Source organism: Parabacteroides chinchillae, from assembly GCF_900108035.1.
Lineage (GTDB): Bacteria > Bacteroidota > Bacteroidia > Bacteroidales > Tannerellaceae > Parabacteroides > Parabacteroides chinchillae.
Map to the genome: position 1 here is coordinate 150,839 of NZ_FNVS01000007.1, position 15,478 is coordinate 166,316.

Sequence of the window (15,478 nt, forward strand, 5' to 3'; positions counted from 1 at the left end):
TTTATTTACGTTTATCTTTATTTTGAGAACGTTGAAACAGCCGGTTCATCATTCTTCTTTCCAATACATATACTTTCTCTATTTGCGTGGGAGTCAGAAATTTGCTGTACTTCAAATAATACTTCTTACGTAGGTCAAGTATCTTCTGACTATGGGCAAACCTTTCGTTCATGGCTTGTTCAGCCTCTTTATCCGAAAGATGGGCTTTCTCTCTTTTCGGTCGGGGACCTAATGCCCAGATTTCTTTTTGGAACTGGCAGAAAGTTTCCACAAACTGCCGGGACGTTTTGTTATCCATCGCCATTTCATTAGCTATAAACTGAGCCTGTGTCTCGGCCAGTTGTTCACGGGTCATACGCTGCTGCTCACTCTTTTGGGCATACGTATTTACATGGAACACAATCATGACCAAGGCAAGTACAACTACTTTAGTGATATTCTTCATTTCCTTTGTTATTATTCGTTCATAAACAGATCATACTGATAAGTCGCAAACAGGTAATCCTGATCGCTGCTGCTCAGATTGGCAAAAGCCTTTTCCACATCTTCAAAACTATTACTTGAATCATGGGGTAATAAGTTGAAGACAACCAATAATGCAATACTTGCCGCCACAAGTCCTCCCGTCACAGAATACCAAAGGCGAAAGTTGCGTTTGGGCTTGGAAGGAAGTATCTCCAATTTTACAGTTTCCCATACATTGTTTTCCATATCATCCAAGAAACCGTCCGGCGCAGTATAAGGCAGCCGTTTACCTACGCGGTCGAAATCAAAATCTTCTTTCATACATCTAATTGTTAGCATTCATGTATTTGACAATCTTATCTTTGGCAATATGATAGCTGGACTTTACACCATCAGTTGTTGAACCGATAATTCCGGCAATCTCATCATATCCCAAATCATTATAGTATCGTAAGTTAAAAGCCAGCTGTTGCTTGGTAGGCAAGGATAAAATGGCTTTTTGCAACTTTACAGCTTCCAAATCATTGTAATCGACAAATTCATCAGCCATCAGATTGCTTAGCTCACTCGAAGAATCATCCAATGACACCCGTTCCTCTTTTTTATACCGATCCAACAGGCGCAAAGCTTCGTTGGTGGCAATACGGTATACCCAGGAACGTAAAGTGCATTCGCCTTTAAAATCGGATAATGACCTGAATACCCTTATAAAAGTTTCTTGCGTTGCATCCTGTGCATCTTCATGGGTTACAACCAACCTTCGGATATGCCAGTAAACCGCTTCCTTATATTTTGTCATCAGATAGCGGAAACCTTTCTCCGGTTCCTTAGCCGTTAGCTCCACCAGTTCCTTGTCATCCTTTATGCTCATAAACAGTCGGGGATTCACTTGCCATATAGATGGAAGGTGTATTTAACTTAGTCATATCCGTAATCTGTGAGTTAATGACCATACAATGCCTGTGGTGATGGGGATGACGAGACTTGCGTACAGTCACACAGGATTGCAGCAAAAACAAGACTGTCACTCCCAGCATCAGTAGTTTCCAAATCTTTTTCATATCCTATTATCTTTTGGTATATATTTTCTTTTTCCCTCTAATTACGAGTTGTATGGGATTTTTCTTATCCATGGCAAAAGCATCCAGTTCAGCTTCTGCCGCAGCTCTACTGAGTTGCGTCATCTTGGCATATTGTTTAATCGTCAGATATTTGTTCGTTTTCAAGTAAGCCATAGCCATTGCCAATCTTTCCTTTCGATTGAATCGGTTGCTGATATAATGGAGCATGTCCGATTTAACCACAACGGTAACAATCCGATTAGAAGGATAGTAACAATAGTGACGCCAATGTTGGGCGTTTACAGCTCCGCAAATCAACAACATCACCAAAATTAGCATTCCTACCTTTTCTTTTATAGTTGTATACATAGTTACTATTTTTTATTAGACAATTTTATCTTACATACCTTTTCATGAGCTCATTTAAATGGACGTTCTGTATAAAAGACCTTGCAGACGAATTAAAGTAAAATTGGATTAGCATTTTTTTTCTTGTTTTTTTAATTTCATAAAAGAGACAAGAAAAAATAATATAAAAAATGGACTTTTTGTCTGAAAGATAAAGTCCCACGAATAAGCTTGCGATTGTTTTTGTATATTTCTATATTTTGTTGGGATTCATAAAAGAAAAGGTGGCGTTTTTGGATAATTTGGGCGCTATTATCAACCATTTACGTAGGGATGATCGGTTTATCGACATTTAGTTTGCTGAAGATAAATGTATATCAGGTCGTATACTACATTATTTTCTCATCAGTATTTAAGATAGAAAAAATGTTTTCATAAAAAATTAGGCAACTTCGGAGCCTGATTAACAGAGGGTTTAGCGGCATACCTGCCGTTAAACCGTCCTGTTTTCGTTTAACGAAAACACAACTTGCTGTCCGCAGGAGCGGACCACGTTTATCCAATAATTATTGTGTATCAATCCATTGTATGGCTATTCCCCTGTGGTTTGCGAGGCATTTCTATCAGGTACTTGCTGGTTGCTCTCCCTATAAAAGGACGGATATCTCTCCATAACCATGTGACTTACGCCCATAATTCGGGAATAAGGAGACGAATATATGGAAAATCTGCCCTTTACATGCCCTATTGTCCATTAATGAATTGTTACTTCTACACATCTACAAATGGAGAGCGGCAGTGAGCCGTATATGTTTCATGGTTTTTCTTCATTATCTCCATTAATGGATTGATACTTCTACACTTCTGCAAATGGAGAAATGGACATGTAACCGTATATGCCTTATTGTTTTTTCATCGTCTCCATTAACGGATTGCTACTTATACACATCTGCAAATGGAGATTTTAAGATATCTGTATCCGGAAGGGAGCACGCACCCTTCCGGATATCAAAATAAAGATATCCGGCTATATCGCAATTCTGTGATAGCATTATCCGGATAGCGTATCAACGGCTATATACAAATATGGTTACGCTATAATTCATGCTTGTGATGGAGTGACTCTGCCCATCCGGTAACAGACCATGATGCCACGAGAAAAAGAGCGATAGCCACAGAGAAAAAACGGATGGCAGGAACCGTTACGGAATGACAGATTCCGACAAATAACCGAATGTAATCCGGCTGTTTGCTAATCAGGTAAATAGAAAGTCCGGTACATGCGAATTCAGGCGATCATCCCGGATGGTAACCTGTCAAAGAGGTTTTTGAAACATTTGAAATACCGATAAACCAGGTATACGGGTGCTGTCATGCCATACCGCTGTTCCGATAATCATATATGGTTATCCGTGCATCCCGCTATATCCTTATTCCGATAGAAGGACGTATCGTTATCGTCGTATCTTCATGTCCGGTTATATGGCTATACGCATATCCGGTGGTATATCATCTTTCCCATCCGCGTCTGTCATGGGTTGGATTCGGATATTTTGGATAAATATTTAACCTGAAGGTAATCGGCCTGATAGTATAGGAACAAGAAGAAATCCGTAATCATGGCATTTACCCGGGTAGAGAAGCCACATCTTTTTATTGCCGGACTTCCGGCATGGTTTCATCCATGCGTGAAGAGGAATTTTTTCTTTCATCGCAACATTCTTTTCACATACCCAAAGGGGGTAGTGAATCCAGACCCGCTTCGGCTTTCTTTTTCCTTCCCATATGACAAGAGCTGACTATCCATGACTATTCCTGCCTGTGTGCCGGTCGCGCTTGCCTCTCATGGTTCGAAAGAATACTGACGTGTGTCAAAAATCTGTCAACGTGTGGAGACAGATTATATGAGAGAAATTGTTATAACAAATCCTATAAATGACTGGATGGGTAGGACACCTACTTGCACCTTATACTAGGAAGGAGGTATATTATAAGGACAAGGAGTTACGGACGAGTAGCGTGAAGCATTTGCCAGTCTCTTTTTGGACGGATGCAAAAAACATATATGTGTGACGCTGCATATCAGCAGCAAAAAAGCCACCGTTGCCGTATCACCAACTGGATGTCAAAGCTTGACTTCGAGCATTATCGATGGTCAGTCGACTCCGTAATCAAGAAACAGTATGAATTGTTCTTGGGGAATAGTTTTGTCACTGGGGAACCGGAGACATCTGTACAGATGGGACGTATCATTTCGATAACCAGCCTTTAGAAGCCTTAACAAGAGCATATCATTATGAAAGGGCGGAATATAGCTTTACTTTGTAGAGTGAAACAAAATGACTGTATATGAGAATTTAAAATATTGCGAAAACATTTAGGAATTCAACCTAAAATCAGGAATGGAGATCTGCTACTAGGAATCGAACTACACATACAAGTAGCCAAATATCTTTGATTTATCAATTAAATTGACCATTTGTTAGAATGAGCTACCGTACATCTTATCCTAGTAGACCTAATCCATACCTTCACGGAAGAAACCCACTTTCATGAAAATTCCACTCACAGATATTTCTAAATCAAAATGGAACAACAAGATCGTACCATATTTCAGAAAACTCTTATCGTAAAATCGAAATTTTCCGACAGTCCGTGATTATTATCCATCAAGTCCATCTCTCCATTCATCCACTTAGTTTCGCATATTTACGAAACCGTAGCACGTCCTCTTAACTTTCAAATAAGATCTAAGTACGCCTGTCCAGACTTTTCTTAGCTTACGAAACAAAGCATCAAATACTATATTATAAAAGTTTTAAAACTCCTATAAGATATTCAAGACATGTGCTTATTTTTTGATGAGGATTTGTTGATATTCCAAAACTAGCAATAATTCTTAAATAGTTTAATAGTATAGAAGGATTATAATCCTTTGTTGTTAATTCAAGAATTTTTTGCGAATATGTAATCCAACTATCACAAATCGAGTTATCCAATTTGATATCTCCCATCTTAGATAATCCATCGTCTATAGTTTCCTTTATGTATTTAAAAGCTAAATCTCTATTATAAAAACCACTCATTGTTCGATATTTTTTGAAATATTTTCTAATTCTTTCTTTAATTCTTCAATATCTTTGTTTGGATTATTTAATAATTCGTCTGCTATTTCTTTAGAGGCTCTAGATACTTTTTGTGCGTGCCTAGTAAAGCGAATTCCAAATCCTTCAAAATTATCAAATAGGGGCAAAAGTAGTAAAACAATCCATACAATAAATATGAGATTCTTACCATTGAACTTCTCAAAAAAAGTAAAAGAAACCAAATCTGAGAAATTATAAAAAACGTATATGCTTGTAGTTATTACAAGGATAATATACCAAACCTTTTTAATCCAATTCAATTCAGAATCGAGTCTTTCTTGGTCTATAATAAAATTGTGTATTCTATTCCACCATTTACTCATAGCACTCTATATTATAAGCTTTTTATTATTTTGTACAGGCATTTCCTGGATGATTATGCCATCCAATAATTTACCATTTGCTTTTTTGTTTCTCCTAATTCCGTCAATCCCCCAAGTTCCCCATTGCTTGAAGAAAAATGGAATATGATTAGTTTTAGCCTGCTCTTTAATATTCAGAACCCATTCTTCTTTCATAGGTCGAGCCTGAACACCACTTTCTCCTCCAACTATAATCCAATTTATTCCAGTAAGATTCATTGCACCTAAATCTTCTAACAAAGGCTCGCAAGAAATAAACTTTACTTCAGCACCTAAATCTCTGATATAATTCATTCTGTATTTTGTTTTTTTATTTTCTACTGTAACTCCAACCCATGCGTTTGATGGTATTGCTCGTTCCTTGAAATATAAATTCATACGTTCAGCTCTTTTTGTTAAAATTTGATATATATGCTGAGGAGTATCTCGAATAACATTAAAGACGCTATCAATGAAGTCAAAAGGTATATCTTTATGAAAAAGATCACTCATCGAACATACAAAAACCATAGAGGGCTTTCTCCATTTTGTTGGTTCAAGTAAGTCATTAGGATGCAGAGTTACCTTAAAACCTTGACTGTATTTAGGATTATTCATTCCTCGTAAGCGGTTTGTCATAACATTGGCATAGCAATGCTTACACCCTTCGGAAATCTTGGTACATCCTGTAATAGGATTCCAAGTTTTATCAGTCCATTCTATTGATGTTGTTGCCATTATTTGAATTTCAATATACAATCTTTTGAAATAAGAACAGAAACAAGATGATTCTTGTTATCAGTAAATGAAGCCTCTAATAATCCTTCAGATACTAATTTTCTTAAAGCTTTAGAATAATGAGACCTACAATAGTTACCTGTTATTTGATGTTCCTCAAATAGATTAAAAGCTGAAATGCTTTTTCCGCAATATGAGGTATAAATGGCTTGCTTTAAATTGTCTATATTTTGCTCTCCTATATCGAACAATTCAGTGATAGGATTGATTATTTTCTTTACATCAAAAGTATAAGTATTTATGCCATCGAAAATAGTACCAACATTAGCGAAATCATTGTAGATCGTTTTTATCAAATCAAATCCTCTTTTACCTTTTGTTAGATGTACAATATAATGACTGGCGGTATCTATATCTTCTTCTTGAAAACGAAATGCAGTGTAATATACTCTTGTACCTAATATCTTTTGATATTCTAAACCTAAGTTATCTATAATAAGTTGAAGCCTTTCAGATACGGATTGTTTAAACTTTCGATCTGATTTAATTGTTTCATAGGTTGTTGGGAACAAATCACGCATTAAGGGCTCAAATTTTTCATTTTCTAATGCAGGATGTATTCTTTTAGTATTTATGAATAAAAAAATTTCATTCCCCCAATTTTGCAAAAATTGAGCAAGTACATTTGTTTCAATACCTTTATATCCAAAAGGGTCTATAAAGAGTAGTGCGGGAGATTCATTGCAACGCCCCACGTGAGTACTTTTAATCAAATATTGCGTTATTGGTTTCCATTCTCCGACTGTACGGTTAGAAAAAAATGGATTAATAGTAAAAGTTCCTAGTGGAAATTCCGTCATGAAATTTGTCTCTAATTGTTCTTTATAAGTATTATCATTAAATATGAATCGAACGTGTTGTTGCAAAAAACTATTTTTCAAGCAGTTTCGTGCAACTAATAAAGGGGTTGATTCGTTTCCGTCTTCGTACTTTCCAGGACCAGCGAATAGGTCTATATATCTTAATTCTTTTGGTTTATGTTTATTAATTATAATATTACAATACTTAGGAAAATACTCAGAAACAATACTAGCCTTAATTCTTGAAGACATGGTTTGCTGTTCAAAAAACTGGTTCTCTTTCATATTATTCTTTAAACTTTAATTTAGGTAATTTTTTCACAATATCCGCTGTTTGCACCAACACACTGATCATTTGAGGCTGCAGATTGAAGATATATTTCTCGTCTTTATGTTTACGCGCCCAATCATTCGGAGCATTGGTGATGTCACTTTTCCTATCTGTGGTTACAGTATAATGTTCCATAATCCACTCAACAGCCGATTTTTCGCTTGCCGCATATTCGTAAGCTTCGACCGGAATACTCGTTCTTTCCCAACTGTCCGGCTAACCACTTTCCTGTTTTAGCTTGTTCTACCAATACAATTTTTAGCCTGTTTATCTTTTCTGTTCCCATATTCAGTTTGTATTGCAAGTATGCGATAATAGATTGATGATATTTGCAAAGGTAGTGATTACCTATGAGAACGAACAAAATGTTAGCAAGAATCTTTCTTTATAAGTATATTATTATAGCATAATCATGTCTATGAAGACCGTATCAATCGTTTTATACATATCATTGACCTTACTTTTTTTATTGCTACCCTTCATTTGTCCTACTTTTGAATCTTTTTGCATCAAACAGTCGGATATAATTTTCAAGTCTTTATTGTAACCATCAGCCTGCCCATGTACCCATTCGATGACTTTTTTTATCACAATGAATATCAAACACGTCGTTCGGTCAAAAGAAATCTTTGGCGCTGTCCCCCCCCCATGAACTGATAGCCCGGAACTTCACAGAGTATCCGACTCCGAACAACCTTCCGTTCCTGGACGAAAAACTAAAGTCATTCCATAAATTAAGAACTAAATTATTAACCGTATGAATCGAAAAGAGATATGAATTGTCAGACGTGACCTGATAGCCGCTGTTAACACTGGTGAGTTTGTGCATATATCCTGTGCAAGGATCGTTGTTTCAATCATGACTGATGAGCATGGTGAATTTTTCCGGGCAGCACAGGGAAAACTGTACGGGGGACGGTCAAGATCGATACCACCGAGTAGTTCATGGCAGACTTGAAAAAGTACAGTTACATCAGGGGTGCCTCCTCCAATTGTTATTCTCCCTGCCGGTTTCATATGGATCGGCAGGGATTTTTCTTTTCACTACCGTAGTATTCCCGTCCTGCCGACTTTCCATGAGGGGGACGGGAATACCGACCTGCTTGCAAAATCTTTTTCCTCTCACGCTCCATATGACAAAAACTGAATATCCATGACTATTCCTGCCAACGGACTGGTTCTGTTTGGCAGATATCGTTTCTTTCTTTACATTCGCATCAACGAACATTAAAAATTGAGCGTATGGAAATATACTACATTGAAGTCTGTGTCCTTGAGAGGATGCTGGCACGCGCCGAGAACCTGTCCGCACATGTGGACAGACTGTATGAGAGAAACCGCTGTAAGGAACCCGGAGAGTGACTGGACGGCCAGGATGTCTGCCTGCGCCTTGACATCTCGCCACGTACCCTGCAGACACTCCGCGATACCGGACGGCTGGCGTTCACCCGCCTCCAGCGCAAGTTCTATTACAAGCCAGAGGATGTGGAGAAGCTGATGGCCTACGTCGGCATCAGACGCAAGGAGAAGGCAATGAGAGAAGGAAGGAAGAACGGAAACCTTTAAAGAGCGGAAGAGATGGAAGGCATTATCGACAAGGAGAACGAACGTGTCCGCAGGTTCTTTGCCCTGCTGGACAACATGGAGAAAAAGTGGAGCGTCTTGCCCGTGACAACCGTCCTCCCTTCAACGGGGAACGGTTCCTGACTGACAGGGAGCTTTCCGGAACGTTGAGGATCAGCCGCAGGTGCCTGCAGGATTACAGGGACCAAGGGCGGATTCCCTATATCCAGCTTGGCGGGAAGATCCTGTACAGGCAGTCGGACATCGAGAAGCTGTTGGAGGAGAACTATCACGCAGCATTGGTATAATATCGTATTCAAGTTTAAGGATTGCCGCCGGAATCGTAAATACAATTCCGGCGGCAATTTTTTTATTTAGCCTGCGGCTTCCTTGCCGGCCGCAGGCTTTCTTCTTTCCATCAGCCGGTCCATGTCCGAGGATATCTTCCGGTCGGTGACCTGGGCGTAGACCTGCGTGCTGTCGATATTCGTATGGCCCATTATCCTGGCGATGCTCTCTATCGGAATGCCCGCGGTCAGTGTCAGGGTCCCGAACGAATGCCGGGCCATGTGGTAGGACAGGTTCTCTTTCATGCCTAATGCCACGCCCATTCCATGTACCTCGTACCAGAGGACATCGCGGACCGGCAGCGGGAATACCGGCCTGTCGTCATCCGTGGTGTTGTAAAGATCCAGTATCTGTCCGGCTATGGGATGCAGCGGGATGAACGCCTCCACGTCCGTTTTGGCGCGGCGGATGCGGATATACCTTCTTCCTTCCGAGGTCGTTCCGATGTGACGGGGATGGAGAGCCCTCGTATCCGCGTAGGCCAGACCGGTCAGCGAGGAGAAGATGAACGTCCTGCGCGCCAGCTCCATCATCGGGTCGGGCAGCGGGGTTTCCATCATCCGCTTCAGTTCACTGCGGCTGATATGCCTTAGTTTAGGTGCTTCTTTCCTCTCGTATGCCACGTCCTCTATCGGGTTGGCACGCAATACTTCCCGGTCCACGGCGATGTAGATGAGCCGGTTGAGCCAGCACAGGCAGTGGTTCACGTGTCCGTTCCTGTGTCCCAGCTCCTTCTTGAGAAAGACCTTGAACGATTCGGCGAACTCTTCGGTGATATCCGAAAAGGCGATGTCCTTCATCCCGCGGGATTCGATGAACTGCCTGAGGTTAAGCTGCGTGGTCTTCGACTGGCGGTAGGTGGAGGTGGAATTGATCTCCTTGGAGCGGACCCTAAGCCGTTCGCGTTCCACCTCTCCGGCCTGCAGGAGGTATTCCGGCACGGAATTGGCACCGGATACGGTGGTCTTGAGCAGCTCGGCCGTGACCACTCCCTGGTTCCTCAGCAGGTTCCCGTACGCCTCTTCCAGCCGGCTTCGGAAGGCGGCAAGGCGGTTGTTCTCCCTGGCTGTTTTGATTTCACACTTCTTGCTGTCCCAGTCTCCGGGTTTGCAATAGATGCCTGTCGTGACAGCCGATTTCTTTCCGTCGATGCTGATCCGGCAGAGGACGGCGGTCGTGCCGTCCGATTTTACCTTGTTACGGTTGATGTAGAATAAAAGCTTGAATGTACTGCGCATGATAATAATTGTTTAAGGATTAAAGAATAAGTTTCAAATCGCGGGTTGCCTCGACGAACCTGTCCATGTCCTCGAACAGTCGCTTCGGGGTTACACGGGCATATATCTGGGTAGTCTTTATGTTGGAGTGTCCCAGCATTTTGCTGATGGTCTCGATCGGCACTCCCTCCTCGAGCGTGACCAATGAGGCGAAAGAATGCCTTCCCATGTGGTAGACAAGGTCCTGGCTCAGCCCCGCCATCAGGCGCAGGGATTTCATGTTTGCCCTGAGCGTGTGGTAGTCCTGCGGCGGGAAGAGGGTGGTGCGGGTATTGTCACGGTACTTCTCGATCAACGCGAGTGCTTCCGGCAGCAGCTTGACGCGTCCGAGGTAGTCGGTCTTCTTTCGCCGGTATTTCAGCCAGAGGCTGCCCTCGTCATCCGTGAAGAGGTTCTCCCGGGTGATGCTTACCGCATCGGCATAGGCAGTGCCGGTGTAACAGGCAAAGAGGAAGAGGTCTCGGGTGATGACATGTGACCTGCGTTTTTCCGGTATCTCCAGATCACGCAGCTTCTCGAAATTCTCACGGCTGAGTGCTTTCGGTGTTGTCTCCTTCTGCTTGGGCAGCTTGAAGTGGCAGAAATGGTATTTCTCCGAGTGCCCTTCCTTGTAGGCGATGCGGCAGATCTTTTTTAGGATGGACAGGTAATGGCGCACCGTCTCCATAGCCAGTTTCTTCCTTTCCAGGCAGAAGTCCTGATAGTCACGGATGAACTGCTCGTTGAGCTGTCCGAAGGCGAGGTCCGAGACCTTGAATTCCGTTTTGATGAATTCGGCAAGGGTGCGCCGGGTGTACACGTAGGTCGACATTGTCGTCGGCGCACGGTCCACGCCGACACGGGTCTTCATCTCCTCGTTGTGCCGGTCGAGAAGTTTGAGCAGGGTCATCTGCATGCCCGCGTTACCCTGGAACATGTCCCTGACCGCGGCGGCATCGAAATCCTTTTTCCTTTCCATGAGGGAATTGAAGGCCGAGTGTACGGCAAGCAGCAGCCTCTCTATCTTTTCATTGGTCTCCACCGCTTCCCGGCTCTTGCCATTCAATCGGCTCTCACGCGCGTTCCATAGCCCAGGGGTACAGGAGAGCTTGCAGCTGAACTGCACCATCGTGCGGTTGAGGGTGATCCGTCCCATGATCGGGGCCTTGCCGGTCTTGTCCGGCTCGCTCTTTTTCAGGTAGAGCAGCACCTTGAATTTTTCTACTTTCATAACGCTCTTTTTTAGGTTGTAAAAATACTCCTTTGAAAAGCGTCCTTTGGCATGCAAAACATTGATAAACAGTGAATACAAATCCGCTTTGTTCCTATCGGTAAAAATTCGGTTACCTGCCGTTGTTTCCGAAACAGGCGGCTAACAGTCTGGTAACTGAAACGCTGCAATATTTTGTTTTCTTTTGCAGGTCTGTCTGTTCTGCAATTCTTGCAAAATACTTAATTATAAACGTTTTACGTTTAATTATCGTCATTCTGTTTTTTATTGCATTTCTAAATATTACTTATGTGAGCCGTCATAGCTATGCCATATTGTTTATTAGAAGAAGATGTCGATATCAAGTATATTCAAAGTCTACTAAGGCATAGCAGTATTGTAACCACCTAAATTTACACGCATGTTAATTCTAATAAAACAGAAGAAGATTCTATACAACAAACACTCAAGAAACAAAATAGAAATCAAAATATAATTATGAGGCCATTGGTTAATCAACTGTTGAATAATTGCCCAAAAGTGACATTTACTGCCATCTGAGTTGGATGTATAATGCCTGCTAATGAGATTTTGAATGGTAAGGTGATGGAAAAATAGATCTGATACAATTTGTTTATGTATAAATCAATGGCTACTGTTGTATTTTATCGAAGATGTATTGATTTGTAATAAGTTACATCATAGATGAATAAAAAGTCAATAAGATAAAAATAATATGGATTATATGCAGATACTCTCTTGCTGGCATAAGTTAGAACATTTTTCTCCAGCTCTTTTACCCAAAGATAAAAGTATAAAGCCACTGAAGGAACTTCCTTGGATGCTCCCTTTGGAATCCAAAGACCCGAAAAAAACAATTCAATACACTATCTATATAGGGGTGTTTTCTCAAATGTCTGTTTCTGATTTCGTGAAAGATTTCTTTAAAGATGAAAGTAATAATCCGAACGTAACAAATGCCAAAGTATGCTATGCTTCTCTTAAATTGGATAATCAAGGAGTATATATACAAAGCACATTAGGATTTTCTACTATGCCATGGGCTTTGAGACAGTTGGAGGCAGGTAAAGTGAATACCGATTCCTGGTCGGAAGATTTTGATAAATTGAGAAAGAACTTGTTAGAGCGATTGGGCGAGAATAGGAAGGAACTTGCGGAAGATTACTCAAGTTATTTGTCGAAGATCCAGACGTTGGAAAATCTTCAACAGATACAAACTTTAATCATACAAGACTTAAAGTGGAGCACTTCGCCAGATACTGAAATATATGTTCGAATAGAAGAAATATACAAGAAAAACAATACTTCAGATAAGGAAGAAGCGAATGCAGACCTATTAAACAGTTTCTACATCGATGATTTGGAGCGAATAATTACTTCATCCGAAAAAGGAAGTTACAATACCGCTTTCCGTAATTATCTGAATGCCTGCTTGAATAAAGACTTTGTTCATTCCGATCTGTCGCTTCATCCAGAGATATTAAGAGAATGCTTGATCCCGGAGAATTATCCAGATGGTTGTTGGCCATCTCCCTATGCAGCGAGTTTGATGCAACAGTTTGCCGTGAATACTGTCTGTAAAGAGTTATCAGGGGAAAAACAGGAGGGTATATTCTCGGTAAACGGACCTCCGGGCACTGGAAAGACTACTTTACTAAGAGATATCATCGCCGCTATTCTGGTGAAACGAGCCAAAAAGATGGTAAACTTTATTGATCCGGCAAAAGCATTCCGCAAGATAGGTGAAGTGCAAGTGAGTAGTGGAACATATCGGGCGTTTATTTATGCGCCGGATTCATCAATTTGTGACGGAGGTATAGTTGTCGCTTCATCCAATAACGGTGCGGTAGAAAATATATCGAAAGAGCTTCCTTTAAAAAAAGAGGCAAAAGGCTATTCGGATCAGGTTGGCTATTTCCGGCAAGTGAGTGAGGAATGCTTGGGTGAAGAGAGTTGGGGACTAATTGCCGCTGTAATGGGCAATAAAGAGAATCAACGAAAATTGATATACAGCATTTGGGATGGTGACTCGGAGAAGGAAACCTATACTTTAAAACAGCATCTGAAGAACCATAAACCAACAAAAGAAGAATGGCTGAATATTGTCGCGTCTTTTAAAAATAAACTTGAAGAGGTGGAGACTGAGAAATTCCGTCTAACTGGTTTTATGAAAGATGCGGAAAACTTAGAAAAACTTCGTATTCGGCTTGAAGAAGCTGAAAGCTATTTATCTCATGTCAGTGAGGAACTGGATGGACTGCTTGAGGAGAAAGGTTTATTGTCTGCTGAGATAGAAAGAGGTAAACAACAAAAAGAAGATGCTATGGTGGAATTGAAACTATTGCAATCTAATCGCCCTGGCTTTTTTATCTATTGGTTTAATAAGGCGGTGCGAACCCAATATAAAAAGGTCTTAACTGCTGCTTTCTCGGAATATAATCAATTATCTGAAGAGATAACCAAGCAGAAAGCCTTGTTGCAAACACTTGGCTTACGTACAGAAAAACAAAGAAAAATACAAGAACAAAGCCAAAAGGAATATAACAGACTAAATGGCGACTATGCCCAGTTGTCGAAATCGATTGAAGCCGCCCGTCAGGAATTGAAAGGAGCCTACGCCGATGCTTCATACTGGCAACGGATCGAATCAAAGGAGGTACAGGAAACCTCTCCTTGGTATTCGAAGAGACTTAAACAATTGCAATCCGAGTTGTTCATTGAAGCAATGAAAGTGAACGAGTTGTTTATACTGCGAGCCAATGTCATGTCGAGCCGCATAAAAACAACGCTGGAGGGTTTCTTCAGTTTTCTTAAAACAGGAGGAGATCTTACGGAAAAAGAAATACAGGCGATGTGGAATACATTTTGGCTGATAGTCCCTGTTATTTCTTCCACATTTGCTTCCATTCAACGCATGTTTAGTCAAATGGGAACAGGAACAATCCCCTGGCTATTTGTAGACGAGGCAGGGCAGGCTGTTCCACAAGCGGCGGCAGGAGCTATCTGGCGCTCTAAACGGGCTGTTATCGTAGGAGATCCTTTTCAGATAGAACCCGTTGTTACAATACCTGAGCAGATTGTCAATAATATCAGCCGTCATTTCGGATTGGATAAAACACAGATACAGACTTCTCTTTCTGTTCAGTCAATGGTCGATCGTGCCAATCCGTATGGTTGGATAACGAATGATATTTGGACCGGCTCTCCGCTACGGGTGCATCGCCGCTGTGTCGACCCGATGTTTTCCATAGCCAATGAGATCGCATATAATGGCATGATGTATAACTCTACTTTGGCAGATAGTTCTCTACTGTTTATGCAGAATGGATTTGTGCAGGTGGAGGGCAAGGTGAGTGGACGGCATTACGTACCGGAACAAGGTGCTCTGATCAGGCAAATGATCATTGATGAGATATGCCACCAACAGGATCTGCCCGATTTGTTCGTGATCTCTCCATTCTCGGAAATACCATCCATCTTGAAAAAAGAATTACGTCAGCCTATTAAGCAAGCACTGGCTACTTATAAATCAATAGAAGACAACGAACTAAAAAAGTGGTTGGACGCCCACATCGGAACAGTCCATACGTTTCAAGGTAAGCAAGCAGCAGGTGTAATTTTATGTCTGGGGCTGGATGAGAAGTCTAAAGGGGCTGCTTCCTGGGCTTCATCCAAACCTAACTTATTAAATGTGGCCTTAACACGTGCCAAGCAACGGTTTGTGGCTGTGGGAGATGGGGCGATTTGGTTGAGACAACCTTATTTCAGTAAGTTGAAAAATTTACAATAA

Annotated in this window: 17 protein-coding genes and 2 pseudogenes; 5 read left to right on the forward strand and 14 right to left on the reverse strand. The window is 41.3% G+C overall.

Annotation, left to right across the window (positions count from 1 at the left end; genetic code table 11):
- Position 1: 1 nt before the first annotated feature.
- From C4S38_RS07365 to C4S38_RS07380, 5 genes are read right to left on the reverse strand one after another with little or no spacing between them, the layout of a single operon-like run.
- Positions 2 to 445, reverse strand: coding sequence for a hypothetical protein (locus tag C4S38_RS07365; protein WP_103983180.1), 444 nt, complete (start codon positions 443 to 445; stop codon positions 2 to 4).
- 11 nt (positions 446 to 456) lie between these two features.
- Entirely contained in the window at positions 457 to 786 is a 330-nt protein-coding gene (locus C4S38_RS07370; protein WP_103983181.1) for a hypothetical protein, read from the reverse strand.
- Between the two features lie 4 nt (positions 787 to 790).
- Positions 791 to 1,336, reverse strand: coding sequence for an RNA polymerase sigma factor (locus C4S38_RS07375; protein ID WP_103983182.1), 546 nt, complete (start codon positions 1,334 to 1,336; stop codon positions 791 to 793).
- Entirely contained in the window at positions 1,320 to 1,526 is a 207-nt protein-coding gene (locus C4S38_RS15720) for a hypothetical protein (RefSeq protein ID WP_129942979.1), read from the reverse strand. The genes C4S38_RS07375 and C4S38_RS15720 overlap by 17 nt, the downstream gene beginning before the upstream one ends.
- Before the next feature lie 6 nt (positions 1,527 to 1,532).
- Positions 1,533 to 1,895: a hypothetical protein gene (locus C4S38_RS07380; protein WP_103983183.1), complete on the reverse strand. Its 363-nt coding sequence runs from the start codon at positions 1,893 to 1,895 to the stop codon at positions 1,533 to 1,535.
- A gap of 1,381 nt (positions 1,896 to 3,276) precedes the next feature.
- On the opposite strand from C4S38_RS07380, the gene C4S38_RS15810 reads away from it, so the two are divergent.
- A complete protein-coding gene (locus C4S38_RS15810) occupies positions 3,277 to 3,435 on the forward strand; it encodes a hypothetical protein (protein ID WP_160034664.1) in 159 nt (52 codons plus the stop codon).
- Between the two features lie 504 nt (positions 3,436 to 3,939).
- The gene (locus C4S38_RS07395; RefSeq protein ID WP_100738620.1) at positions 3,940 to 4,146 is read left to right on the forward strand and encodes a hypothetical protein; all 207 of its coding nucleotides are present in this window, start codon (positions 3,940 to 3,942) and stop codon (positions 4,144 to 4,146) included.
- 535 nt (positions 4,147 to 4,681) lie between these two features.
- Here C4S38_RS07395 and C4S38_RS07400 read toward each other — a convergent pair.
- The 7 genes and pseudogenes from C4S38_RS07400 to C4S38_RS07430 all read right to left on the reverse strand — a co-directional run bounded on the left by C4S38_RS07400 (position 4,682) and on the right by C4S38_RS07430 (position 7,881).
- Entirely contained in the window at positions 4,682 to 4,960 is a 279-nt protein-coding gene (locus C4S38_RS07400; protein WP_100738622.1) for a hypothetical protein, read from the reverse strand.
- Positions 4,957 to 5,343 carry a hypothetical protein gene (locus tag C4S38_RS07405; protein WP_100738624.1) on the reverse strand — a complete coding sequence of 129 codons (387 nt, stop codon included), beginning with the start codon at positions 5,341 to 5,343 and terminating at the stop codon, positions 4,957 to 4,959. Before C4S38_RS07405 ends, C4S38_RS07400 begins: the two co-directional genes overlap by 4 nt.
- 6 nt (positions 5,344 to 5,349) lie before the next feature.
- Positions 5,350 to 6,099, reverse strand: a complete 750-nt coding sequence (locus C4S38_RS07410) for a phage Gp37/Gp68 family protein (protein WP_100738626.1) — start codon at positions 6,097 to 6,099, stop codon at positions 5,350 to 5,352.
- Entirely contained in the window at positions 6,099 to 7,244 is a 1,146-nt protein-coding gene (gene tcmP, locus C4S38_RS07415) for a three-Cys-motif partner protein TcmP (protein WP_100738628.1), read from the reverse strand. The genes C4S38_RS07410 and tcmP overlap by 1 nt, the downstream gene beginning before the upstream one ends.
- A gap of 1 nt (position 7,245) precedes the next feature.
- Positions 7,246 to 7,482, reverse strand: coding sequence for a type ISP restriction/modification enzyme (locus C4S38_RS07420; protein WP_158236883.1), 237 nt, complete (start codon positions 7,480 to 7,482; stop codon positions 7,246 to 7,248).
- A gap of 1 nt (position 7,483) precedes the next feature.
- Positions 7,484 to 7,576: pseudogene (locus tag C4S38_RS16035) on the reverse strand (transcriptional regulator); the annotation flags it as partial.
- Positions 7,577 to 7,689: 113 nt separating this feature from the next.
- Positions 7,690 to 7,881: a hypothetical protein gene (locus tag C4S38_RS07430; protein ID WP_103983184.1), complete on the reverse strand. Its 192-nt coding sequence runs from the start codon at positions 7,879 to 7,881 to the stop codon at positions 7,690 to 7,692.
- Between the two features lie 771 nt (positions 7,882 to 8,652).
- Here C4S38_RS07430 and C4S38_RS07440 point away from each other — a divergent pair.
- Positions 8,653 to 8,856 (forward strand): helix-turn-helix domain-containing protein, encoded by a 204-nt coding sequence (locus C4S38_RS07440; protein ID WP_074668675.1) that lies wholly within the window; start codon positions 8,653 to 8,655, stop codon positions 8,854 to 8,856.
- 12 nt (positions 8,857 to 8,868) lie between these two features.
- Positions 8,869 to 9,161 (forward strand): annotated as a pseudogene (locus C4S38_RS07445) (helix-turn-helix domain-containing protein).
- A 66-nt stretch (positions 9,162 to 9,227) separates the two neighbouring features.
- Here the strand turns inward: C4S38_RS07445 and C4S38_RS07450 are convergent.
- Together C4S38_RS07450 and C4S38_RS07455 are read right to left on the reverse strand one after the other, a co-directional pair.
- Positions 9,228 to 10,439, reverse strand: a complete 1,212-nt coding sequence (locus C4S38_RS07450) for a site-specific integrase (RefSeq protein WP_005825818.1) — start codon at positions 10,437 to 10,439, stop codon at positions 9,228 to 9,230.
- A 19-nt stretch (positions 10,440 to 10,458) separates the two neighbouring features.
- Positions 10,459 to 11,688 (reverse strand): site-specific integrase, encoded by a 1,230-nt coding sequence (locus C4S38_RS07455; RefSeq protein WP_103983186.1) that lies wholly within the window; start codon positions 11,686 to 11,688, stop codon positions 10,459 to 10,461.
- 724 nt (positions 11,689 to 12,412) lie between these two features.
- Here C4S38_RS07455 and C4S38_RS07465 point away from each other — a divergent pair.
- A complete protein-coding gene (locus tag C4S38_RS07465; RefSeq protein ID WP_234999315.1) occupies positions 12,413 to 15,478 on the forward strand; it encodes a DEAD/DEAH box helicase in 3,066 nt (1,021 codons plus the stop codon).